Origin of the sequence: Arthrobacter pascens, from assembly GCF_017052465.1 — a bacterium.
GTDB lineage: Bacteria > Actinomycetota > Actinomycetes > Actinomycetales > Micrococcaceae > Arthrobacter > Arthrobacter pascens.
Genome location: NZ_JAFHKT010000141.1, coordinates 138956 through 161305 on the forward strand (window position 1 = coordinate 138956; position 22350 = coordinate 161305).

General features: G+C 65.2%; 21 protein-coding genes. 11 read left to right on the top strand and 10 right to left on the bottom strand.

Annotated features, from left to right (window positions below):
* The first annotated feature begins 68 nt into the window (after positions 1–68).
* The 3 genes from JYA52_RS12730 to JYA52_RS12740 all read left to right on the top strand — a co-directional run bounded on the left by JYA52_RS12730 (position 69) and on the right by JYA52_RS12740 (position 4534).
* Positions 69–1742 carry a thiamine pyrophosphate-binding protein gene (locus tag JYA52_RS12730; RefSeq protein ID WP_205653551.1) on the top strand — a complete coding sequence of 558 codons (1674 nt, stop codon included), beginning with the start codon at positions 69–71 and terminating at the stop codon, positions 1740–1742.
* A gap of 105 nt (positions 1743–1847) precedes the next feature.
* Positions 1848–2777, top strand: a complete 930-nt coding sequence (locus JYA52_RS12735) for an NADP-dependent oxidoreductase (protein WP_205653552.1) — start codon at positions 1848–1850, stop codon at positions 2775–2777.
* A 62-nt stretch (positions 2778–2839) separates the two neighbouring features.
* Positions 2840–4534 carry a SulP family inorganic anion transporter gene (locus JYA52_RS12740; protein WP_205653553.1) on the top strand — a complete coding sequence of 565 codons (1695 nt, stop codon included), beginning with the start codon at positions 2840–2842 and terminating at the stop codon, positions 4532–4534.
* A gap of 76 nt (positions 4535–4610) precedes the next feature.
* Here JYA52_RS12740 and JYA52_RS12745 read toward each other — a convergent pair whose 3' ends face one another.
* The 4 genes from JYA52_RS12745 to JYA52_RS12760 form a co-directional block, all read right to left on the bottom strand.
* Complete coding sequence (locus tag JYA52_RS12745; RefSeq protein WP_205653554.1) at positions 4611–5270, bottom strand: dihydrofolate reductase family protein; 660 nt, start codon at positions 5268–5270, stop codon at positions 4611–4613.
* Between the two features lie 41 nt (positions 5271–5311).
* Positions 5312–5683, bottom strand: coding sequence for an aldo/keto reductase (locus JYA52_RS12750; protein WP_372433837.1), 372 nt, complete (start codon positions 5681–5683; stop codon positions 5312–5314).
* Positions 5684–5748: 65 nt separating this feature from the next.
* Entirely contained in the window at positions 5749–5892 is a 144-nt protein-coding gene (locus JYA52_RS12755) for an MFS transporter small subunit (protein WP_205653555.1), read from the bottom strand.
* 1 nt (position 5893) lies between these two features.
* Complete coding sequence (locus JYA52_RS12760; RefSeq protein WP_205653556.1) at positions 5894–7288, bottom strand: OFA family MFS transporter; 1395 nt, start codon at positions 7286–7288, stop codon at positions 5894–5896.
* A 195-nt stretch (positions 7289–7483) separates the two neighbouring features.
* Between JYA52_RS12760 and JYA52_RS12765 the strand changes: the two genes are divergently transcribed.
* Positions 7484–7705 carry a rhodanese-like domain-containing protein gene (locus JYA52_RS12765; RefSeq protein ID WP_205653557.1) on the top strand — a complete coding sequence of 74 codons (222 nt, stop codon included), beginning with the start codon at positions 7484–7486 and terminating at the stop codon, positions 7703–7705.
* Positions 7706–7809: 104 nt separating this feature from the next.
* Here JYA52_RS12765 and ppsA read toward each other — a convergent pair whose 3' ends face one another.
* Both ppsA and JYA52_RS12775 read right to left on the bottom strand, forming a co-directional pair.
* Positions 7810–10245 (bottom strand): phosphoenolpyruvate synthase, encoded by a 2436-nt coding sequence (ppsA, locus tag JYA52_RS12770; protein ID WP_205653558.1) that lies wholly within the window; start codon positions 10243–10245, stop codon positions 7810–7812.
* Positions 10246–10390: 145 nt separating this feature from the next.
* Positions 10391–11209, bottom strand: coding sequence for a pyruvate, water dikinase regulatory protein (locus JYA52_RS12775; protein ID WP_205653559.1), 819 nt, complete (start codon positions 11207–11209; stop codon positions 10391–10393).
* 533 nt (positions 11210–11742) lie between these two features.
* Here JYA52_RS12775 and JYA52_RS12780 point away from each other — a divergent pair.
* Complete coding sequence (locus JYA52_RS12780) at positions 11743–12768, top strand: DUF808 domain-containing protein (protein ID WP_205653560.1); 1026 nt, start codon at positions 11743–11745, stop codon at positions 12766–12768.
* Positions 12769–12808: 40 nt separating this feature from the next.
* Here JYA52_RS12780 and mmuM read toward each other — a convergent pair whose 3' ends face one another.
* A complete protein-coding gene (gene mmuM, locus JYA52_RS12785) occupies positions 12809–13777 on the bottom strand; it encodes a homocysteine S-methyltransferase (protein ID WP_205653561.1) in 969 nt (322 codons plus the stop codon).
* Positions 13778–13869: 92 nt separating this feature from the next.
* Here mmuM and JYA52_RS12790 point away from each other — a divergent pair, with 92 nt between their 5' ends.
* Genes JYA52_RS12790 through JYA52_RS12800 form a run of 3 tightly spaced genes read left to right on the top strand, consistent with a single transcriptional unit; the run spans position 13870 to position 15949 of the window.
* Positions 13870–14391 carry a YqfO family protein gene (locus JYA52_RS12790; protein WP_372433838.1) on the top strand — a complete coding sequence of 174 codons (522 nt, stop codon included), beginning with the start codon at positions 13870–13872 and terminating at the stop codon, positions 14389–14391.
* The gene (locus tag JYA52_RS12795) at positions 14388–15140 is read left to right on the top strand and encodes a cyclase family protein (protein ID WP_205653562.1); all 753 of its coding nucleotides are present in this window, start codon (positions 14388–14390) and stop codon (positions 15138–15140) included. The genes JYA52_RS12790 and JYA52_RS12795 overlap by 4 nt, the downstream gene beginning before the upstream one ends.
* A gap of 32 nt (positions 15141–15172) precedes the next feature.
* Positions 15173–15949, top strand: a complete 777-nt coding sequence (locus JYA52_RS12800) for an IclR family transcriptional regulator (RefSeq protein WP_205653563.1) — start codon at positions 15173–15175, stop codon at positions 15947–15949.
* Here JYA52_RS12800 and JYA52_RS12805 read toward each other — a convergent pair.
* Both JYA52_RS12805 and JYA52_RS12810 read right to left on the bottom strand, forming a co-directional pair.
* A complete protein-coding gene (locus JYA52_RS12805; protein ID WP_205653564.1) occupies positions 15946–16746 on the bottom strand; it encodes an IclR family transcriptional regulator in 801 nt (266 codons plus the stop codon). The genes JYA52_RS12800 and JYA52_RS12805 overlap by 4 nt on opposite strands.
* A 126-nt stretch (positions 16747–16872) precedes the next feature.
* On the bottom strand, positions 16873–18312 hold the full coding sequence (locus tag JYA52_RS12810; protein ID WP_205653565.1) for an amino acid permease: 1440 nt from the start codon (positions 18310–18312) through the stop codon (positions 16873–16875).
* 296 nt (positions 18313–18608) lie between these two features.
* On the opposite strand from JYA52_RS12810, the gene JYA52_RS12815 reads away from it, so the two are divergent.
* Together JYA52_RS12815 and JYA52_RS12820 are read left to right on the top strand one after the other, a co-directional pair.
* On the top strand, positions 18609–19661 hold the full coding sequence (locus tag JYA52_RS12815) for a homoserine dehydrogenase (protein ID WP_205653566.1): 1053 nt from the start codon (positions 18609–18611) through the stop codon (positions 19659–19661).
* On the top strand, positions 19654–21066 hold the full coding sequence (locus tag JYA52_RS12820) for an aldehyde dehydrogenase family protein (RefSeq protein ID WP_205653567.1): 1413 nt from the start codon (positions 19654–19656) through the stop codon (positions 21064–21066). The genes JYA52_RS12815 and JYA52_RS12820 overlap by 8 nt, the downstream gene beginning before the upstream one ends.
* Here the strand turns inward: JYA52_RS12820 and JYA52_RS12825 are convergent.
* Positions 21056–21538 (bottom strand): Lrp/AsnC family transcriptional regulator, encoded by a 483-nt coding sequence (locus tag JYA52_RS12825; protein ID WP_205653568.1) that lies wholly within the window; start codon positions 21536–21538, stop codon positions 21056–21058. The genes JYA52_RS12820 and JYA52_RS12825 overlap by 11 nt on opposite strands.
* A 76-nt stretch (positions 21539–21614) precedes the next feature.
* Between JYA52_RS12825 and JYA52_RS12830 the strand changes: the two genes are divergently transcribed.
* A complete protein-coding gene (locus tag JYA52_RS12830) occupies positions 21615–22331 on the top strand; it encodes an HAD hydrolase-like protein (protein ID WP_205653569.1) in 717 nt (238 codons plus the stop codon).
* Positions 22332–22350: the final 19 nt, after the last annotated feature.

Below are 22350 nucleotides of genomic sequence, written 5' to 3' on the forward strand. Positions count from 1 at the left end.
TCCTGCCAATTATCCCAATCAAACTCGACTCTCTTGCCTATCTGTGAACCAGCCCACAAGATTCCTGCATGACTTCACTTACTGTCTCCGGCCGCGTGGCACAGGTTCTCAGCAGCTACCTCAGCGACGTCTTCGGCGTGATGGGCAACGGGAATGTCTACTTCCTGGACGCCGCGGAAAAGCTGGGCCTCCGCTTCTCCCCCGTCCGCCATGAAGGCGCCGCCATCGCCGCGGCCGACGCCTACTACCGGACGTCAGGACGCCTCGCAGCAGGCACCACCACCTACGGCCCCGGCTACACGAACGCACTCACCGCATTGGCAGAAGCGGTCCAGGCGCAAATCCCCGTGGTGCTGGTCACCGGGGACGCGCCGAGCAGCGGCGCCCGGCCCCAGGACGTGGACCAGGCGGCTATCGCTGCAGGCCTCGGCGCGGCGACCTTCACCGTCACCCGCGACGCCGTTGGCGCCATCACGCAACAGGCAGTGGAATACGCGCTGACCAGGCGCACCGCCGTCGTGATTGCCATTCCCTACGACCTTGCTGCCCTCGAGGCTGCGGACGAAGAGCTTCCGGCGCCGTCGGCACCCAAGGTAACGGACGACGTCGACGGCGGCCTTGGGCAGGTAGCCCGCCTGCTCGCCGGGGCGAAGCGGCCGCTGATCCTCGCCGGCCGCGGTGCGCACCTCGCCGGCGCCGGCCCGGAGCTCCGGGAACTTGCCGACCGCCTGGGCGCGCTGACCGCCGGAACCGCCCTGGCGCTCAACCTCCTCCAGGGCGAGGGATACCTCGGCGTCGCTGGCGGCTTCGGCACGGACACCGCAGCCGGGCTCATGGGTGAGGCCGATGTGGTCCTCGTGGCCGGGGCAAGCCTGAGCCCCTTCACCTTGCGGTTCGGGCACCTGCTCGGCCCGAACAGCACCGTCATCCAGATCGACACCGCTCTGCAGCCGACCAACCCCCGGGTGGATACGTTCGTCAGCGCGGACGTGAAGTCTGCCGCGGGACGCCTACTCCGGATCCTGGATGGCCCGGCCTTGCCGGACGCCAGCCACGGACAAGCCTGGCGCACGGAGGCCCGCAAACGCCTGACCGAAGGACCGGGCCACCAGGCAGGCTCCGCGGAGACCCCGGACGGCCGGCTGGATCCGCGTTCCCTTGCCTCGGCACTGGATGCTGTGCTGCCGGAGCGCCGCACCGTGGTCCAGGACGGAGGGCACTTCATCGGCTGGGCGCCCATGTACTGGCACATCCCCAGGCCGCAGGACCTGGTCATGGTGGGCACCGCCTTCCAGAGCATCGGGCTCGGCCTTGCCAGCGCCGTCGGGGCAGCCCGCGCCGTGGAGGACGGCCGCACCCTGGTGCTGGCCTCCGGCGACGGCGGTTTCCTGATGGGCCTGTCCGACCTCGAATCGCTCATTGGGGCGGCACGTAGCGCCGTCGTCGTGATCTACAACGATGCCGCTTACGGGGCCGAAATCCACCAGTACGGTTCTCAGGGCCTGACCGAAAAGCCGATGCTGATCCCCGAGGTGGACTTCAGCGGCATCGCCCGCGCGCTCGGTGCCGAGTCGGCGATCATCCGCTCACTGGCGGACCTTTCTGCGCTTCAGGGGTGGATCGACGCCGGCGCCAAGGGAACCTTCGTGGCCGACTGCCGGATCACGTCGAGCGTGCGGGCCCCGTGGCTGAACGAGTGGATGAAGGCCAAGCAGGACGCGAAGGCTGCGGTGGCGGTGTAGGACTGGCGCCAGCCGCGTCGAGGTGCCGTTCACCCTCACCGTGCGACACACCACTTCGTGAAGTCATCTGGAATAGCGAAGCGACGCCATGCCGTTGTGGAAGTCATGAAGGCAATCTCTTACAGCACATACGGAAGCCCGGACGTCCTCGAACTGGGCGACCAGCCGATGCCGAAAGTCGGGCCTGGCATGGTCCTGGTCAAAGTCAAGGCAGCAGCAGTGAACCCGGTGGACTGGAAGATCATGGCGGGGTACCTGGATGCGGTCATGGACCTGCAGTTTCCCGCGATTCCCGGCTGGGATGTGGCCGGGGTTGTGGAGTCGGTGGGTATCGATGCCCGGCAGTTCAAGCCCGGTGATGAGGTCATCGCCTATGGCCGCAAGGACTACGTCCACGGGGGAAGCTTTGCCGAGTACATAGCGCTGCCGGAACGGCTCCTGGCCCGGAAGCCTGCCTCCCTCGGGTGGAACGAGTCGGCGGGCCTGCCGCTTGCGGGCCTGACCGCCTACCAGGTTCTCAACCGGCTGGGCGTGAAGACCGACGAAACCGTCCTGATCCACGGGGGTGCCGGAGGCGTAGGCTCCCTTGGCATCCAGATTGCCGTGGCCTTGGGTGCCAGCGTCATCTCCACTGCCTCGGAGAAGAACCACGAGTTCCTCCGCTCCGTGGGAGCCGAGCCGGTTGCCTACGGGGACGGGCTCGCGGAGCGCGTCCGGGCGCTGCGCCCGGACGGAGTGGACGTCGTTGCCGACTTTGTGGGCGGAAATCTCGACTCAACACTGGCGGTGCTGGCCGAGGGAGGCCGGCACGCCTCGATTGCCGACAGTGAAGTGGAGCAGCACGGGGGCGACTGGATGTGGGTCAATCCGGTGGGAGCCGATCTGCAAGAACTCGCCGATCTGGTGGACAGCCGGACAATCCGTGTGGAAGTGGCCGAGGTCTTTCCGCTGGAAAGGGCCGCGGATGCCTTCCGCTCCAACATGGAGGGACATACCCGCGGCAAAATCGTGATCGCCGTGGACCAGGAGTCCTAATCAGGCAGGCTGGCTGTCGGGGACCGATGGCGGGCAACCGCCAGATGGGCCATGATCGGAGCATGCGCCGCTCCGCTAAGCCTCGATCCTGGTGGATCCCGCCGTCGCTCCGCGGGTACGAGCTCGGGTGGCTGCGGCAGGACCTGGTGGCCGGCGCCGCGCTCTTCGCGGTCCTGGTTCCCGCGGGCATGGCCTACGCCCAGGCCGCCGGCCTCCCGCCGGTAACCGGCCTCTACGCAACCGTCGTTCCCCTGATTGCCTACGCGGCCGTGGGCCCGTCGCGTGTGCTGGTGCTAGGCCCGGATTCGGCACTCGCCCCGATGATCGTTGCCGCCCTTGTTCCCTTGGCCGCGGCCAATGAACAGAGATCCGTGGCCCTGGCGGGCCTCCTGGCTATCCTGATCGGTGCCATCATGCTGGTCGGTTCGGTGCTGCGGCTGGGCATCGTGACGGGGCTGCTGTCCAAGCCGATACGGCTGGGTTATCTCAACGGCATCGCCCTGCTGGTGGTGGTCTCCCAGGTTCCCACGCTCCTGGGGATCTCCGTGGACGGCGAGACGGCCTGGGACAAGCTTTTCGCCGCGGTGCCGAAGGTGCTCGCCGGCGAAACCAACATGGCGGCACTGCTGCTGGGGCTGGCGTCGCTGGCGCTCATCCTGGTGCCGCGGTGGCTGAAGTGGAAGGTCCCGGGCGTGCTGGTCGCCGTCGTCGTGTCCTGCCTCGCCGTGGCCCTGCTGGGACTCCGCGACCGGGTGGACGTCACCGGCGCCCTCCCGCAGGGGCTCCCGGCGCCCGCCCTCGGCGGTATCGGCTGGGCCGACGTCGTGGCGCTGCTGCCCGCCGCCGCGGGCATCGCGCTGATCGTCTTCGTTGACACCGGGACCCTGTCCCAGTCCCTGGCCGCGGCCCGGAACGGCAAGGTCAGCGGCAACCATGAGATGGCTGCCCTGGGCGCGGCGAACGCAGCCAGCGGCATGCTGGGCGGCTTCCCCGTTTCGGCCAGCACCTCCCGCACGCCGGTGGCGGTGGAGTCGGGGTCGAAATCCCAGCTCACGGGCGTGGTGGGCGCAGTCCTGGTGCTCGGTTTCATGCTGGCGGCGCCCGGGGTCACGGAGTTCCTGCCGTCTACCACCCTGGCCGCCATCGTCATCGCCGCAGCCGCGGGAATCGCCGACCCCGCAGGGGTGCGCCGGCTGCTCGGCATGAGCCGCAGCGAATCGCTGGTGATGCTCGCGGCGTTCCTCGGGGTCACCATCCTGGGCGTCCTCCCGGGCATCGTGGTTGCCGTCGGACTGGCGATCCTGGACTTCCTGCGGCGGGCCTGGGACCCCTACCGCGCCGAACTGGTGGACGTGCCGGGTGTACCCGGCTACCACGACGTGAGCCGCCACCCGGACGGCGAACGCGTCCCCGGCCTGCTGATCCTGCGTTTCGACGCACCGCTGTTCTTCGGCAACGGCGCGCTGCTGGGCTCCTTCGTGCGCAATGCGCTGGACGAGGCCCCGCCCGGCACCGAACGCGTGGTGCTGGCGGCCGAGCCCGTCACGGGAATCGACACGACTGCACTGGACGAGCTGGTGCAGCTTGACGAATGGCTGGAGCGGCACGGCGTGGACCTGGTGTTCGCGGAGATGAAGGGGCCGGTCAAGGACAGGTTGCTGCGGTACGGTATGAGCGCCCGCTTCTCCCCCGGACACTTCTACCCCACCACGAGCGAGGCGGTGCGGGCGTTTCAGCGGGAGGGGCGGGAAGCGTAGCCGCCGCACCCAAGTGCTCTGCCGCCGTCGTACATGCATCCGCTTTGCGCCTACGCCTCAGTCTGAACCGACCCACCTACACCACCGCGCGACGGGTGAAGACCAAATGGACCACCCCTTGCGGAGAGGGAGTCGCTTCAATGTCAAAGCGTTCTTCGAGTCCCTCGAGTCCGTCCCAGAGCCGTTCGCCCCGGCCCAGGACGATCGGCACGAGGACGATATGCATGTGGTCGATCAGGTCGGCCTCAAGGAACTGCCGCACCGTGCTGGCACCGCCGCCGATCCTGACATCGAGGCCACCGGCCAGTGCACGGGCCTGTTCAAGCGCCGAGGCGGGGTCCGCGTCAACAAAATGGAAGGTTGTTCCGCCTTCCATTTCGAGTACCGGCCGGGGATGGTGTGTCAGGACAACCACAGGCGTGTGGAACACAGGGTTGTCGCCCCACCACCCCTTCCAATCCTCGTTCTCCCAAGGACCGCGTTGAGGGCCGAACTTGTTGCGCCCCATGATTTCGGCGCCGACCCCTGGTCCCCACTGGCTGGCGAACGCCTCGTCGACGCCGAAGGATCCTTCCGAGTCCCCATGGATGCCCATGGCGCGGAAGGTCCGCGTCTCAAAGGCCCACTCCAGCAGCCGCGTGCCTGCGTGGCCGAACGGTGCGTCCAGTTGCTGGCCCTCACCTGTACCGAAGCCGTCGAGGGAGACCGAGAAGTTATGCACGCGGACAAGTGACATGTCGTCTCTCCTGAAGTGTCGTAGGCAGTCACTGTATGGCGTCAGACGCGTTCCGGGAAGGACTCCACCTTCGCGGGATCCCGCTCCACCAGGTCCCCCAGTACGGCATCCACCCGGCTGAGGAGCGCCGGGTCAAGGCGCACTCCCGCCGCCGTGACGTTGTCCCGGAGCTGCTCCGGCCGTGACGCGCCCACAAGGGCGGAGGAGACATTCTGGTTCTGCAGGACCCAGGCCACGGCAAACGCCGCCATGGACAGGCCTGCCTCTTCCGCCAGCGGCTTGAGCTCCTGGACCCGCTCCAGCACCTCCTCCTGCATGTACCGGTGCTCGGTCTTGGCCGCGCCGCCATCCACCGTGTTGTCGACGGCTGAACATTCCTCGCCTGTGGCCCGAATGTTCAAGATGTGCACCACGTTCCGAGTCCTACTAGGCCCATACCCCAGCAACCTGTTCGAGGGCGACGTCCAAAGGCCCCGGATCAGCCGAACAGCGCCGCCACACGGGTCAGGGTTTGAAACACCCCGTAGCCCAGCGGCAGCCCGACGAGCGCCCAGGCCACAGCAAGCTTGCTGACGGATACTTTGACGGGCGCCTGCGCGCCGGGGGTGTGTGCAGTGCTCATCTCAGGCCTCCATGGCAGGTTCGTGTGCCCGTCCGCGGTCGGGGCGGGGTTCGTGGAATCGCGCGTCCACCGGTTTCACCCTCAGGTTGGCCAGGAAACCGACCACCAGCAGCGCCACCATGGTCAGCAGCGCGGGCTGGTAGGACGCCGCGTCCAGCTGGCCGGGCTTGCCCTGGGCATCCAGGAAGGCGTTGACGATCAGCGGACCCGCCACCCCGGCAGCGGACCAGGCGGTCAGCAGCCGGCCGTGGATGGCGCCCACCTGGAAGGTCCCGAAAAGGTCCCGCAGGTAGGCCGGCACGGTCGCGAACCCTCCCCCGTAGAAGGAGATGATGACGAACGCGAGCGCCACGTAGAGGACGGTAGTGGTGGAGCCGGCCAGCGCCAGCACCGTGTAGAGCACGGCGCCGACGCCGAGGTACACCATGTAGATGCGCTTGCGGCCGGTGACGTCGGAAGTGGCAGACCAGGCGAACCGCCCGGCCATGTTGCCGATGGACAGCAGTCCCACGAAGCCGGCGGCGACGGCGGCACTTACCAGGGAGACGCCGTCGGACTTCCGGAAGAAGTCCTGGATCATCGGGGCGGCCTGCTCCAGGATGCCGATGCCTGCGGTGACGTTGCAGAACAGGGCGATCCAGACCAGCCAGAACTGCCTGGACTTGACGGCGTTCTTTGCCGAGACATTCTCCGTGGTGACGAGTTTGGCGGCCTTCACCTTGGCGGGGTCGAACCCGGCCGGCTGCCAGCCTGCGGCCGGGACTTTGATGGTGAAGGCGCCGAAGAGCATGTAGGCCAGGTAGACGACGGCGAGGGTCAGGAAGAGCTTGCCCACGGCATCGCCACTGGCCACCCAGTCCTTGGCGCCGGAGTTCGGGTCGTACAGCTTGAGCAGCGCCGTGGAGACAGGGCTGGCGATCAGCGCGCCGCCGCCGAAACCCATGATGGCCATGCCGGTGGCGAGGCCGGGCCGGTCCGGGAACCACTTGATCAGGGTGGACACGGGCGAGATGTAGCCGATGCCCAGGCCGATGCCGCCGACAACGCCGTAGCCAAGGTAAACGAGCCACAGCTGGTGCGTGAAGATGCCGAGGGAGCCGATCAGGAAGCCGCCGGACCAGAACACGGCCGAAGTGAACATCGCCTTGCGCGGGCCGCTCCTGTCCACCCAGGTGCCCATGGCCGCAGCCGACAGACCCAGCATCACGATGGCGATGGAGAAGATCACGCCGATCTCGGTCAGGCTGGCACCGAAATGCTTGACCAGGGCCGTCTTGTAGACGCTCGTCGCGTAGGCCTGGCCGATGCAGAGGTGGACGGCGAGCGCCGCGGGCGGTACGAGCCAACGGTTGAACCCCGGCGGGGCAATGGTTCGTTCTCGGTCCAGCCAGCTCATAAATACTCCTCGTCAACGACGTCGATGTCCCTGCGCTGTTCCAGTGCATGGCCCGGCGCATGTCCCACTGGCGCATGTCCCAGCGGGTGAAGGCAAACGGCGCATTCAGCGGCCGTTCGCCTCCGGCAATCATGGTGCACGTCACACTCGGGCGCCGCCGTTCTGCGGTGAGCGGCGGCACATTCGCGACGAGCGGTGGACAAACCGGAGTTCGGTGAAGGAGCAGGGACAGAAATCGTCGCCTACTGCCGCGGCTCCTACTGCGTTTACGCGGACGACGCCGTGCGTGAGCTTGCGGACGACGGGCGCCAGGCGCTGCGGCTTGAGGAAGGTTTCCCGGAGTGGAGGGCGGCTGGCCTCCCCGTCGAACCGGTCACAGTCGCGCCACGCAGCGGGCGCGGGATAACGGAGGCATGACCGGCCGGGACCACGACGAGGACCTGTGGCAGGAGTTTGATCGGATTCAGTCGCTGCCGCCGTCGGAAATGTCCCGACGGCGGCAGGTCAAGCAGGACAATGGGTCAGCGCGCCCCCACCACGGCCACGGCCTCAGCGGCGGCTGAAGCGCCCGGGGAAGCGCTGGCCGCGACGTCCGCGAGCCGGAGCCAGGTGTCCACCACGGTGTCCGGGTTCAGGGAGACGGAATCGATGCCCTGATCCACCAGCCACTCGGCGAGGTCCGGGTGGTCGCTGGGGCCCTGGCCGCAGATGCCCACGTACTTGCCGCGTTCCCGGCAGGCCCTGATGGCCATGCTGAGGAGCTTCTTGACGGCAGGATCGCGTTCATCGAAACCTGCGGACACGATCGCCGAGTCGCGGTCCAGGCCCAGCGCCAGCTGGGTCATGTCGTTGGAGCCGATCGAGAAGCCGTCAAAGTAGTCCAGGAATTCGTCGGCAAGCAGCGCGTTGGAGGGAAGCTCGCACATCATGATCACTTCCAGGCCGTTCTCGCCGCGGCGCAGCCCGTTCTCGGCGAGCAGCTCGATGACGCCGCGGGCCTCGTCCAGGGTCCGTACGAACGGGATCATGATCTTGACGTTGGCGAGGCCCATCTCGTTGCGGACGAAGGACAGGGCCTCGCACTCCAGGTCGAAGCAGTCGCGGAAGGACGGCTCCAGGTAGCGTGAGGCGCCGCGGAAGCCGAGCATCGGGTTCTCTTCGTGCGGCTCGTAGGCCGGTCCGCCCAGAAGGTTGGCGTACTCGTTGGACTTGAAGTCGGACATGCGCACAATCACCGGTTCCGGCGCGAATGCGGCGGCGATCGTGGAGACACCTTCGGCGAGGCGCTTGATGTAGTACTCCCGCGGGCTGCTGTAGGCGGCAATGCGCTCCCGGATCTGAGCGGCCACGTCCTCCGGCTGGCTGTCCAGGTTCAGCAGCGCCTTGGGGTGGATGCCGATCTGGCGGTTGATGATGAACTCGAGCCGGGCCAGGCCCACGCCGTGGTTGGGCAGTTGGGCGAAGGTGAACGCCTGCTCCGGGGTTCCCACGTTCATCATCACCTTGACGGGGGCCTCCGGCATCTCAGTGATCCCGGTGTCCTCCACGGTAAAGTCCAGCAGGCCTTCGTAGATGACGCCGGTCTCGCCGTCGGCACAGGAGACGGTGACGTCCTGCCCGTCGGACAGCGCGTCCGTGGCATGGCCGGTTCCGACGACGGCGGGGATCCCCAGTTCCCGGGCGATAATGGCCGCGTGGCAGGTCCGTCCGCCGCGGTTGGTCACGATCGCGGAGGCGCGCTTCATGATCGGTTCCCAGTCCGGGTCGGTCATGTCAGCCACCAGGACGTCGCCGGTCTGGAACGAGGCCATCTGGTCGATGGCCGTAAGGATGCGGACGCTGCCGGCGCCGATGCGCTGGCCGATCGCGCGGCCCTCGGCCAGGACCGGGCCGGTTTCGTTGAGGCGGAAGCGGCTCTGGCTGCCGGGGGCGCGGCGGGACTGCACCGTTTCCGGACGTGCCTGCAGAATGTACAGGCCGCCGTCGATCCCGTCCTTGCCCCATTCGATGTCCATGGGGCGGCCGTAGTGGTTCTCAATGGACACGGCGTGCCTGGCGAGCTGCTCCACATCCTCGTCACTGAGGCTGAAGCGGTTCCGCAGGGACGCCTCCACCGGGACAAAGTCGATGGTGCGGCCGATCTCCTGGCTGCTGGTGTACGTCATCTGCAGGGCCTTCTCGCCCAGACCGCGCTTGAGGATGGCGGGCCGGCCCGCCTGCAGCGCCGGCTTGTACACGTAGAACTCGTCCGGGTTCACCGCACCCTGGACTACGGCCTCGCCGAGGCCGTAGGAGGACGTGACGAACACGGCGTCCTGGAAGCCCGATTCGGTGTCCATGGTGAACATGACGCCGGATGCCCCGACGTCGGAACGCACCATCCGCTGCACACCCGCCGAGAGTGCCACGTCGGCGTGCTCGAACTTGTGGTGCACCCGGTAGGCGATGGCGCGGTCGTTGTAGAGCGACGCAAACACGTCCTTGATGGCGGCCAGGATGTTCTCGATCCCGCGGACGTTCAGGAAGGTTTCCTGCTGCCCGGCGAAAGACGCGTCGGGCAGGTCTTCCGCCGTCGCGCTGGACCGCACAGCCCAGGAGAGGTCATCGGAGCCGCCGTGCTTCTCCACCAACTCCCGGTAGGCATTCCGGAGCTGCTCCTCAAAATCGGGGAGGAAGGGGGTCTGGCGCACCAGGGTCCGGATGTCCTGACCGGCAGCTGCCAGGGCCGTCACGTCATCAGTGTCCAGGCCCACCAGACGGTCGGCAATGTGCTGGTCCAGCCCCGACTCAGCCAGGAAGCGGCGGTAGGCATCTGCAGTGGTGGCGAACCCGTCAGGCACCTGGACGCCGGCAGAGGTCAGGTTCTGCACCATCTCGCCGAGGGAGGCGTTCTTACCGCCCACCCGGTCCAGGTCTTTGAGCCCGAGTTCCGAGAACCACAGGATGTCTGTTGCCATAGTTACTGCTCCTTCGCAGAGGGTGAAGTGCCAAGGCCCTGCTCCCGGCGGTGGCCGGTTGAGGGCATAAGTCCCGTTCACCTTGGCAGGCCTGTGAGAGGGCCGCCACATGATGTGCGCCACATCACCTTTGTGAAACTTTTCCTTAATGCTTGAGGTTCATCTTTTGCAGGATGGTGGCCGCCATCTCCTCGACCGACACGCTGGCCGAATTGAGGTACGGGATTCCGTGGAATTCGTAGAGCCGCTCCGCGCTGCGCAGCTCGAATCCGCACTGGCGCAGTGAGGCATAGGAGGACCCGCGGCGCCGTTCGGCGCGGACCTGGCTCAGCCGCAGCGGGTTGGTGGTCAGGCCGAAACATTTCGACACGAACGGCTTCAGCGACTTGGGCAGCCCTTCCCGGGCAAAGTCCTCCTCCACCAGCGGGAAGTTCGCGGCGAAGATCCCGTGCTGCAGCGCCAGGTACATGGTGGTGGGCGTCTTCCCGCAGCGGGACGGCGCCACCAGGATGACCTGGGCCTTCTCCAGCGCACGCAGGCTCTGGCCGTCGTCGTGCTCCATGGCATACTCGACGGCGGCCATCCGGGACTGGTAGCGCGCAGCGTTTCCCAGGCCGTGCGCCCGGCCGGGCTCACCGCTGGCGTGACTGCCCAGTGCCTGCTCCAGCTGTTCCACGTACGTGCCGATGAGATCGACGATGGTTCCCTTGCACGCAGACAAAGTCTGGCGGATTTCACTGCTGACCGCCGTCGAAAAGACGAGCGGGGCAGGTCCGGCGGCGGCGGCGCCGTCGATGACTTTGACGACCGACCGCGCCTGCTCAACGGTGGTGATGAACGGGATGGTGATGCGGTCGAAATTGTTCCCGGGAAACTGCGTCAGCAGCGTGTTGCCCAGGGTTTCCGCGGTGATGCCGGTGCTGTCCGAAAGGAAATAGACGGGCCGGAGAGCGTCAGTAGTCATGAAATGACCTTAGCTGGCCGTTGCGCACCCGCCGCGGCGCAGTTCGGGGGTTCGCGTTCTCCGCCAGGTACGTGGACGTGAACCTCACGGCTCCGGACAGCCTCGGAAGCATGAAAGCGCACTCGGACAAGATCAAGGGCGCGGCCCAATCCCGGTAACACCTTAGGACGGCGGAAGAAGATACCGCCGGCCAGATTTTCGTGGCCTGCGAGTGGAACGTTGGCGACAACCGCCAGGAAGGGGCTTCCGGCCCATGACAAGTCCACCCGGGGTTGGAAGACTCGGCGCATGATGCCAACACGAAACCTCAGCAGACTTCCTGCCGCCGCAGCGCTCACGTGGCCGACGGCCGGATCACGTCGAGCGTCCGGGCACCGTGGCTGAGCGAATGGATGCATGCCTCGCAGGCCGCGAAGGCTGCGGTGGCGGCTAGCTAATGCCCGCCGTCGATATACTCCAAATATGCCAATCACGCGCCTTGACCGAGGCACCCACACCCAGCCGTCCGCCGTCGAGCACTACAGGGGCGATCTGTGAGCGGCGGTCTCGTTGCCCTGCTGGATGACGTCGCAGCCCTTGCCCGCATAGCTGCCGCCTCGGTGGACGACGTCGCTGCCGGAGCGGCCAAAGCGGGGGCCAAGGCCGCCGGCGTGGTAATCGATGACGCCGCCGTTACCCCGCAGTACGTGTCCGGGGCGGACCCCTCCCGCGAACTGCCGATGATCAAGCGGATCTTCTGGGGTTCGCTCCGGAACAAACTGCTGATCATCCTGCCGGCCCTGCTGGTCGTCAGCGCCTTCGTCCCATGGGCCATCCCGTTCATCCTCATGCTGGGCGGCACGTACCTTTGCTACGAGGGTGCCGAGAAGGTCTGGCACAAGCTCCGGGGCCACCACACCGCAGAGGAAGATGCGCCGGCGGTCGAGCGCGGCCCGGAGGCCGAGGCCAAGGTCGTCAAGGGCGCCATCACCACCGACTTCATCCTGTCCTGCGAGATCATGGTCATCTCGATGAACGAGGTGGCCCAGGATTCCTTGCTGTCGCGGGCGATCATCCTGGTGGTCGTGGCCCTCGTGATTACGGTGGCCGTGTACGGTGCCGTTGCACTCATCGTCAAGATGGACGACATCGGGATGCACCTGGCCGCTAAAGACTCCGCAGGCTCCCAGCGCTTCGGCGAGCTGCTCGTCAAGGGGATGCCCGCCGTGCTGGCCGGGATAACCTTCATCGGAACGATCGCCATGCTGTGGGTTGGCGGCCACATCATGCTGCAGGGGGCCTATGACCTCGGCTGGCACGGTCCGTATGACCTGGTCCATATCCTCGAGCACCCCTTCGAGGGGATCGCGGTGGTTGGCGGCTTCCTGGCCTGGCTCGTGAACACGTTGTGCTCGGCAGTCATCGGACTCGCCTGGGGCATCGTCGTCATGGCTATCGTGCATCCGCTGCTCAAAGCGCTGCCCTTCGGCAAGAAGAAGGGCGGGCACGAGGAGGGCGACATCCGCGCCGAACTTGCCGGCTACCGGCCGGCGAAACGTGACGCCGATCCCGACGCTTAGCTAGCGAGCAGGCGGGCCGGCCTGCTGAGGCAGCCAGCCGTCAGGGATTTCCCGTAAGCCTGGCCACGGCGGCAATGTCCTCGGGGGTCGTCCGGCAGCACCCGCCGAGGAGCCGGGCACCAAGTTCACGCCATGCGGCGGCTCCTTCGGACAGGCTTGCGGGCCGCTTGTTACCGGCTCCCCCAGATGTGTCCCCGGACGCGGCCGGCCGCCACTTTTTGGTGACCGCGTCGTAGATTTCGCCGGAATTTGGATACGCGATCAGGGGCGTGTCCGTGGCTTTGCCCAGGGCGCCCAGGGCTGGGGAAACCAGCTCCAGCGGCACACAGTTCACGCCAATGGCCACGACGTTCGAATGCGCCCTGGAGAGCTGTGCCACCTGGGCCAGCGGTGTGCCGTCGCTGATGTGCCCTCCGTCCCGCAGCGTGAAGGAGAGCCAGCCTTCGACGTCGAACTCTTCCATGAGTGCCGTCAAGGCCTCGGCCTCCGGCAAGGACGGCAGCGTCTCACAGGCAAGAATGTCCGCTCCGGCGTCCACAAGCGCGGCAATTCGAGGCCGGTGGAACTCCATGAACTCGTTTCGGCTGAGGACGTAGTCGCCCCGGTACTCCGACCCATCGGCCAGGTATGCGCCGTATGGACCGACCGATCCTGCAATCAGCAGGGGGCCTGCCCCCGGGTTTTCGGCCAGGTGCTCGCTGCGAGCCTCGTCGGCCAGGCGCACACTCAGTGCCACCAGCTCCAGGGCCTCTTCTTCGCCAATGCCGCGCCGCGCAAATCCCTGGGGTGTCGCCTGATAGCTCGCCGTGATCGCGACCGCGGCTCCGGCGCGGAAGTAATCGCGGTGCACGCGCTTGACGAGCTGCGGCTGCTCCACGAGGACTTTGGCCGACCACAGGGGGTCGTCCAGATCGCAGCCGTGCGCTTCCAGCTCGGTGGCAAGCGCGCCGTCCACGGTCAGGTTCGCTCGGGCATCCAGCATGCGGGAGAGCTTGGTGTTACTGGGCATTATTTGGGCTCCAAGCGGTTCGTTCGTCCATGACTGGCGGGCACGGTGCAGGTTCGATGCACGGTGGCTATGGTCATAATAAGCATCTTTCAATGCTTGTAATGATCATCACACCGTGCCACGATGGCATGCAAACACGTTACGAACCGATCAGGAGACTTCCCTTGAAGATTGAAATGAAACCAGTACGCAAGCTGCGTGTGCATTGGCCCGTAGCGTCGGAAACCTTCTCGCGGCTCGCCAGCGGCGACGCGGAAGCCTTCAAAGACGAGGCGGGCATTGCGGCCCTGCTGACCGCTGTCGCGGAATCCCCTGACCTCGGGGACTTTGGCAACTACCGGCATGTCTTCGAATCCGGTTTGGGCTTTGAGGGGTTCACTTGCGCTGAAGGCGCCAATCCTACGTTGGGGCAGGTTGGTCAGCAGACAATTTCGCCGACCCTGGTCTTGACGACGTATTTCGATGCTGCGCTCGACGACGCTGCCGTGGAACGCTTGCTGCAGCACATCGTGGATATCCACCCCTGGGAGGTGCCGGTCATTGAGCTGACAGGGCCCATCGGCGTTTCCAACACTGCCCTTCCGGCACTCGTCGAAAGCCAGGCCACGTCATGACTGAAGTCACCACAACCGCCCTCTGGGACGGGCTGCAGACCCTGTTTGCGGGCAGATCATTCACTGACCTGACGCACGCCTTCCACCCCGGCCAGCCACATTTCCCGGCATTCCCCGACGAAATCAGGGAGCCCGTCTTCGACCTGGAGAAAGGTGACGGTTTCACCGCACACCGCTACTCGATCATCGGACAATGGGGAACACACGTTGATCCTCCCTCGCATTTCATCTCAGGAGGAAGGACTTTGGACCAGATTCCCGTGGAGGAGATGGTCCTTCCGCTGGTCGTCTTGGACATCACCGAGCGCGTCATCGCTAATGCGGACGCCACTCCCCGGATGGAGGACGTCCAGGCCTGGGAACACCGCAATGGTGCCATCCCACCCGGGGCCTTTGTGGCGTTGCGGACAGGCTGGAGTGGCCGTTGGCCTGACGCTGCCGCCATGGCAAACAGGGACGATCACGGTGTCAGCCACACACCGGGCTGGTCGCAGGAAGTCCTCTCCTTCCTGATTGGGGAGCGGTCGGTTACCGCCGTCGGTCATGAGCAGACGGACACAGACCCGGGACTGGCCACATCCCGCCAGGATTTCACACTGGAGACCTACGTCCTGGCGCAGAACCGGTGGCAGATCGAGCTGATGGCGAACCTGGACGGACTTCCAGAAGCGGGCGCTGCCCTCATTGCCGCCTGGCCCAAGCCACTGCGGGGCAGCGGTTTTCCTGCCCGGGTATTCGCCATCCATTAGGAGGCGTTCGTCCAGTGACTAGAATCGGACCCATGTCTAAGACATCCAGCATGGGCCGGGGAATTATGGCTGTCCTAGCGGTGGGCTCCCGCAACGCCGAAGGCCTGCCTGGCGGAACGGTCGCTGATATAGCAACCGACCTGGGCAAGGACCGCAGCCAGGTAGCGCGCAGCCTGCGGACGGCCCAGCAGGAGGGGTTCCTGGTCCGCAAAGACCACCGGACCTACGCCGTCGACTGGTCGCTCCTGACGGACGCGCAGCTGTTGTCCGAACAACGCCTGCAGACTGACGGCGCCACCGCGCTGGCAGGCTTGGCCCGTGAAACTGATGAGGGATGCTTCCTTGGAGTTCTGAGCGGAGACAGCACCGTCACCATCGGTGAGCATGTTCCGGCAAGTAGCAACATGATCGGTTCATGGCTGGGCCGGCCCTATCCGGCCTACTGCAGCGACGCCGGCCAGGCACTGCTGTGGGAAGCGTCCGACGACGAGGTCCGGACCCTTTTCTCCGGTGTCGCTTTCGTGCGCCATGGCCCCAATACGCCCCTTGACGCGGAGGATTTCCTGTCACGGCTGCGCGCGGCCCGGGAACGGGGATACTCCATCGTCGACGAGGAAGCCGAGCCGGGGCTGTATTCCCTGGCCGTTCCGATTCGGGACTTCAAGGGCGACGTCGTGGCAGCGCTCCAGGTCGTAGGCGCCAAGACCCGTCTGCAGCCGAGGATGGAGGCCTGCGCCACGGCTCTCGTGTCCTGGGGAAGGTGGCTTGAGTCGATGCTGGGCCAGGTCCCGCCGCGGAACGAGCCTTAGCTGGCAAGACCCTTCCGGCCAGCGTTGTTCCGCGTGCCGCCCTGACAGGACCCCAGCCGTTGGGCTGCTTCCCACAGGGCCTTTGCAACGTCATCGGTGCCGGACATGGTCTCGGCCCGGCTGCCCAGGACGCTGAGCGCTGCAAGAACGGAACCGTCGGCGGCGCGGACCGGAACCGCCAGTTCGTAGACTCCATGCTCGAACTCTTCCTCCGCGACAATGAAGCCGCGAGCCCGGTCCCGGTCCATCAATTCGACGACTTCCTGCGGAGAATGGGCCGCACCCGGACCGCCCACGCCAATGAAGTTGACGTCCGCAAGGAGGGCCTCAACGGCTGGCTGCTCCTCGTCCCACAGCAGGGCCCGGCCGGACCCGGTGCACCACACGGGTGTCACCATGCCCGGTTTCACGAAGCCGCCGGGAACGGCGTCATTGCTGGAGGTCCGCAGGAGGATGACGCGGAAGCCCTCCCGGACGGAGAGTCTGGATCTAAGGCCGAACGAGGCCACCAAAGCCTCAAGTTCGGTTCTTGATTCGCGGACCCAGCCTGTATTCAAAGCGGCAGCCAGGCTAAAAAAACGTGGACCGGTCCGGAATGGCCCGCGTTCGACCCGTTCCAGCAGTCCCAGCTCGCACAATTCCTGAGTCAACCGGGAGACACGGCTTTGGTCCATCTCCAGCTCGGATGCGATCTGGGAAACGCCGAGTAGCCGCCTTCCCCACTTCTCCCGGTCTGCGACCAGCCGAACTATCCGAAGGCCTTGGGCCATGGATGACGCTTCCGAGGAAGAATCCATGCTCCGTGCTCCTTCCGCCTGATGACTACGCCTATTCTCACATGCGCCCACAGAACGCCGAGCTTGGTGGCGGGGGACGAAACCCTCCCGCCACCAAGCTACGTGGACGATGGTTTTGTGACGGCGTCAGGAGGGCTGGTTTGCGCGCGCGTTGCGTCCGTACTTGAAGTAGAAGAAGGCATAGCAGGCGCCAACGAAAGTGAATCCGAAATAGAGCGCTGCCACCTGGTTCGGGTCATAGGCGATGCCGATGAGCGAGATGACACAGAGCGAGAAGGCCAGGATCGGCACCAGCGGGAACAGCGGGGCCTTGTAGGGAAGCGCAGCGACATCACCGCCGTTCCTGACGAAGGATCTCCTGTGGAAGAAGTGGGAGGCGGTGATGGACATCCAGACCCCGACGACGGCGAAACCTGCCACCGATACGAGAGCCAGATATACAGTTTCAGGTGCGACGACGCTGCTGATGAGGGATGCCAGGCCACCGAGCATGCTGACGGAGAGTGCAGTCATGGGAATACCGCGCCGGGTCAGCTTCTTCAGCGCCCGGGGCGCGTGCCCCTCGTCGGCAAGGGAGTAAAGCATCCGTGCGCAGGAGAAGAGGCCGCTGTTACCGGCTGAAAGGAGCGCGGTGATGATGACGAAGTTCATGATGTCGGCGGCATAAGGAATGCCGATGGATGAGAAGACCGTCACGAACGGGCTTTCATCCAGCCCAACCTGCTCGAAGGGGATGGTGGCGGCGATGACAGCGATTGCCCCGACGAAGAAGATCAGCAGACGGATGACGGTGCTGCGCATCGCTTTGGGGATGCTGGTGGCCGGGTCGGCGGTTTCGCCCGCCGCCACACCGATGAGCTCTGAGCCCGAGAAGGCGTAGAACACCGCAAGCGCTGTGACCAGGACACCAGTGAAGCCGTTGGGGAAGAGACCGCCGGAAGTGTTGAAGTTTTCAAACATGCTGGGGTGGTTGGCCGCCTCGCTGAGCGGGTGGAAGCCGAACAGTGCCGCGCCGCCGAAAACGATGAGAACCACGATGGCGCCGACCTTGACGATGGCAAACCAGAACTCAGATTCGCCGAAGAATTTCGAAGAAACCGCATTGAAGCCGAAGAGGACCGAGGCGAAGATAAGGCACCAGACCCAGACGTCAACACCCGGGAACCAGCGCTGCATCAGGAGACCGGAAGCCGTGAACTCCGATCCGATGGCCACCGCCCAGCAGAGCCAGTAGAGCCAGGCGGTGGTGAACCCGGTGGCCGGCCCGATCGACCTCGCCGCGTAGATATGGAAGGCCCCTGAGACCGGATAAGCGATGGCAAGTTCACCGAGGCAGGCCATCACCAGGTACACAAGAAAGGCGCCAATGAGATACGCGATGACCGCCCCAAGCGGCCCGGCCTGGGAAATGGTGTACCCCGAGCTCAGGAAAAGCCCGGAGCCGATCACCCCGCCCATGGCGATCATGACCAGATGCCGTGCCCCCATGGACCGCCGGAGCCCCGAATCGGTCGACGGCGGAATGGTTGGCTGCGGTTCTAGCTGGACAGGTAATGACGGTTCCATGGTTTCTCCCAGGTGAGTGGCAGGTGTGATGCGAAGGATGCGCATGTGGCCTGGCGTGGGTCAAGCCGGCTCGAGCTGCGCAGTAGCGACAGTGATGAAAGTAACACGAAACGGCCGTTTTGGTCATTAAAAACATCTCCACATGTCTATGTTGAACGTAAGTTACGTCCGGCGTGCATGACGAATCGACAGGCAGATGGTCAGTTCGCCCTGCTTTTCGGTCACAATCACATGCGCTGACGGACATGGATTGCGGTCAGCATTGGAGGACCGATGTAACTGACTGAAGGAGCAGCATGACCACCTACGACATTGCGCTGATTGGCTTCGGCGGCGTCAACAGGACGCTGGCCGAACTGATCGCGACACGTGGTGAGAGACTTCGTTCCGAACTGGGCTTCGGCCTGCGGATCGTGGCCATCACCGACCTGCGTCTCGGATCCCTGGTCCAGCCGGAAGGCGTGGACCTCTCCGTTGCCCTCAAACTGGGCGGCGAAAATGAAACCTTTGCAGCCCATGGCGGATCTGCCGACACCAACAACGAATCCGTGATCCGCAACTGCACAGCGGACATTATCTGCGAGGCCACCTTCACTAATCCCGACGACGGCGAGCCGGCAGTTTCACATGTGCGCTGGGCACTCGAATCCGGCAAGAGCGTCTGCACCACCAATAAGGGCCCGGTTGCCCTCCGCGGCGCCGAACTGAGCTCCCTCGCCGAGCAGAACGGCGTGCACTTCGAGTTCGAGGGCGCCGTCATGAGCGGCACACCCGTCATCCGCCTGGCCAAGAAGATGTTCGCGGGGCTGAAACTGAACGGATTTGAAGGCATTCTCAACGGCACCAGCAACTATGTGCTCGGGCGGATGGAAGCCGGCCTGGACTTCCACGCGGCCATCAGGGAGGCGCAGGAACTCGGCTACGCCGAAGCAAACCCCGCAGCCGACATCGAGGGCTACGACGTTCAGCTCAAGGTCCTCATCCTCGCCAACGAACTGCTGGACGCCGGCATAGAGCTCAAGGACGTTCATCGGCAGGGGATTTCCACCGTGACGCCTGAAGATATTCGGAAGGCAGCCCGCGAGGGGCGCCGCTGGAAGCTCATCGGCGCGGCACGTCGGAACCCGGACGGGTCCGTGACGGCAGGCGTTTCCCCAGTGGCGCTCCCCCTTGATCATGGGCTCGCCGGGGTTTCCGGGGCGACCAATGCTGTGTCCTTCGAGACCGATCTTCTGGGCACCGTAACCATCTCCGGACCAGGAGCCGGGCGTGTGGAGACCGCATACGCGTTGCTCTCTGACATCATCGCCATGCACGCAGCCAGGACGGAGGTATCCGCAAATGCCTGAATCCACAGTGTGTTCGGCAGAAACCGCGCTGCCACAGTTCCATGACGTGACGAGCCCCTACGACGGCAGCGTGGTCGGTGCTGTTTCGCTGACCGAAGCCACCGCCGGCGAAGCCGTGATCGAAACGGCCCGCGTCGGCGCCCGGAAGGCACGAGCCCTGTCCCGCGCCGCACGCGGGAAGATCCTGGACGGCGCCGCAACGGAGATCGAGCAGCGCAGCGAGGAGTTCGCGCTTACGATTGTGTCCGAGGCCGGGAAGACGATCCGCCAGGCACGGAAGGAAGTGCTGCGCGCGGTCAACACGCTCCGCCTGTCCGCTGCCGAAGCGCGCCGGAACGCAGGCGAAGTCATCCCCTTCGACTCCTATGAAGGCTCAGAGGACCGCACCGGGTGGTACTCGCGCGAACCACTGGGCATCATTGCCGCGATTACCCCGTTCAACGACCCCCTCAACCTGGTGGCGCACAAGGTCGGCCCGGCAATCGCCGGAGGGAACGCCGTGATTCTCAAACCCTCTGCGCTGACGCCGCTGTCAGCCCAGCATCTCGCGGACGCCCTCGTGAGCTCGGGGCTCCCGCCGGAGGCCCTCACAATTGTCCACGGCGGCCGGGAAGTGGCCGAAACAATCATCAGGTCCAGGGACGTACGAATGGTGTCCTTCACCGGGGGGTTCTCCACGGGTGAAAGCATCGCCCGCACGGCGGGCTTGAAGAAGCTGTCCATGGATCTCGGCGGAAACGCACCCGTGATCGTCCTGGACGATGCCGACATCGAAAAGGCGGTGGAATCCTGCGTCTCCGGAGCATTTTGGGCCGCCGGCCAGAACTGCGTGGGGGTGCAGCGGATTCTCATAGCCGCCCCGGTCTACGGCGCGTTCCGCCGGCGCTTCCTGGAGGCGGCGGACAGGCTGGTTGTTGGAGATCCTTCAGATGAACGGACAGACGTCGGGCCCATGATCAGTCGGGCTGCGCTGCAGGAGCTCCAAACCAAGCTGGACGAGGCCCTCGGCGCCGGCGCTGTCCTTCTTTCAGGCAATGTCACGGACGGCAATGTGCTTCACCCGACCGTCCTGGAAGCGGTCCCGACGGACAGCCGGCTGTGGAAGCAGGAGGTTTTCGGGCCCTTGGTCATGTTCCGCCAGTTCGGCACGTTCGAAGAGGCCATCGAAGTCGCCAACGCCATCGAGTTCAGTCTTCATGCGGGCATCTTCACCGACTCCCTGGCCAGGGCCATGGACGCAGCCCAACAGCTCGAAGCAGGCGGCGTCATGATCAACGACTCCTCTGATTACCGCTTCGACGGCATGCCGTTCGGCGGGGCCAAGTACGGAAGCATGGGCAGGGAGGGCGTCCATTTCGCGTATGAGGAGATGACCCAGCCAAAGGTCATCTGCATCAGGAACTGATCGAACCGGAGGCGGCGCGGGCATCTCCGGGGCCCCGCCTGATGTAGCTGGACAGCGTCATGGCCGTCACCGTGTCCGTGACGCCGGGAATGGCCGCAATCTGTTCCCAGATCTCCTGAACCCTCTCCAGCGACCGGGCCTCGACCCTCACCAGCAGATCAAAGTCACCGCTCACAACATCACACAAAACCACTTCCGGAATCGACCGCAGTACGGTGATGACGTCCGACCCCCGCACCCGGTCCTTCCGGTAAACCATCAGGAAGGCGGACACCGGCCCCTGCCCCGGCGGGCCGGCAACGATCGTGTACCCCTGGATATACCCTTGCCGTTCCATCCGTTCGATCCGTTGGCGCACGGCATTCCTCGACAGCAGGACTTTGGTCGCCAGCTCCGCGTGGCTCATCCGAGCGTTCTTCGTCAGCTCCGCAAGAATCCTCTGGTCTATCTGGTCAAGACTCACTCGATCCATGCCTACCCTTCACACCAAAAATTTTCCCCGGCACAGCCAGAACCGAACCAACTCCACGACCGAAAGCACTCGAAAAATGACACTACTGCAGCAAGACCGTCCACCTCTCACCGGCATTAGCTGCGTCCTGTTCGACATGGACGGAACGCTGCTGGATTCAGCACCCGGCGTTACGGCAAGTGCTGCCCGAGCCCTGGCAGCCGTGGGCGCGCCGGTCCCCGCGATGGACAAACTGCGGCAATTCGTCGGCCCGCCGATGATCGAGTCCTTCAGAACAGTCTCACAGTTGGACGACATAACCGCCCAAAAGGCGCTCCAACACTACCGCAAGGCATACGCCGACCACGGCGCTGAACAGTCCAGCCCCTACGACGGGATCATCGAACTGCTCGACCAACTGCACTTGGCCGGCATTCCGATGGCTGTGGCCACATCCAAAGTGGAAGATCAAGCGGTAAGACTCGCACGAAGGTTTGGCATCGAAGGCCATTTCATCAACATCTGCGGGGCGTCCGACCGCGATGGAAGAGCAAGCAAGGCAGAGGTCGTCGCCGAATTGCTGCTCCGCCTTCAATCCGAAGGCGTAGACATCTCCAGTCCCGTGATGATTGGGGACCGGAGCTACGACATCGCCGGAGCCGCCCAACACGGAATTCCGACAATATTCGCGCACTGGGGCTACGGGGACGCGGGCGAAGCATCGCAGGCGGCCGGCGTTGTCTCCTCTCCTGCAGCCCTGCTGCCGCTGATCGTGGCCAAACGCCGCCCGTCGGATGACCGAGTGGGAGGGTAAGGCGTGACATAACAAGGAC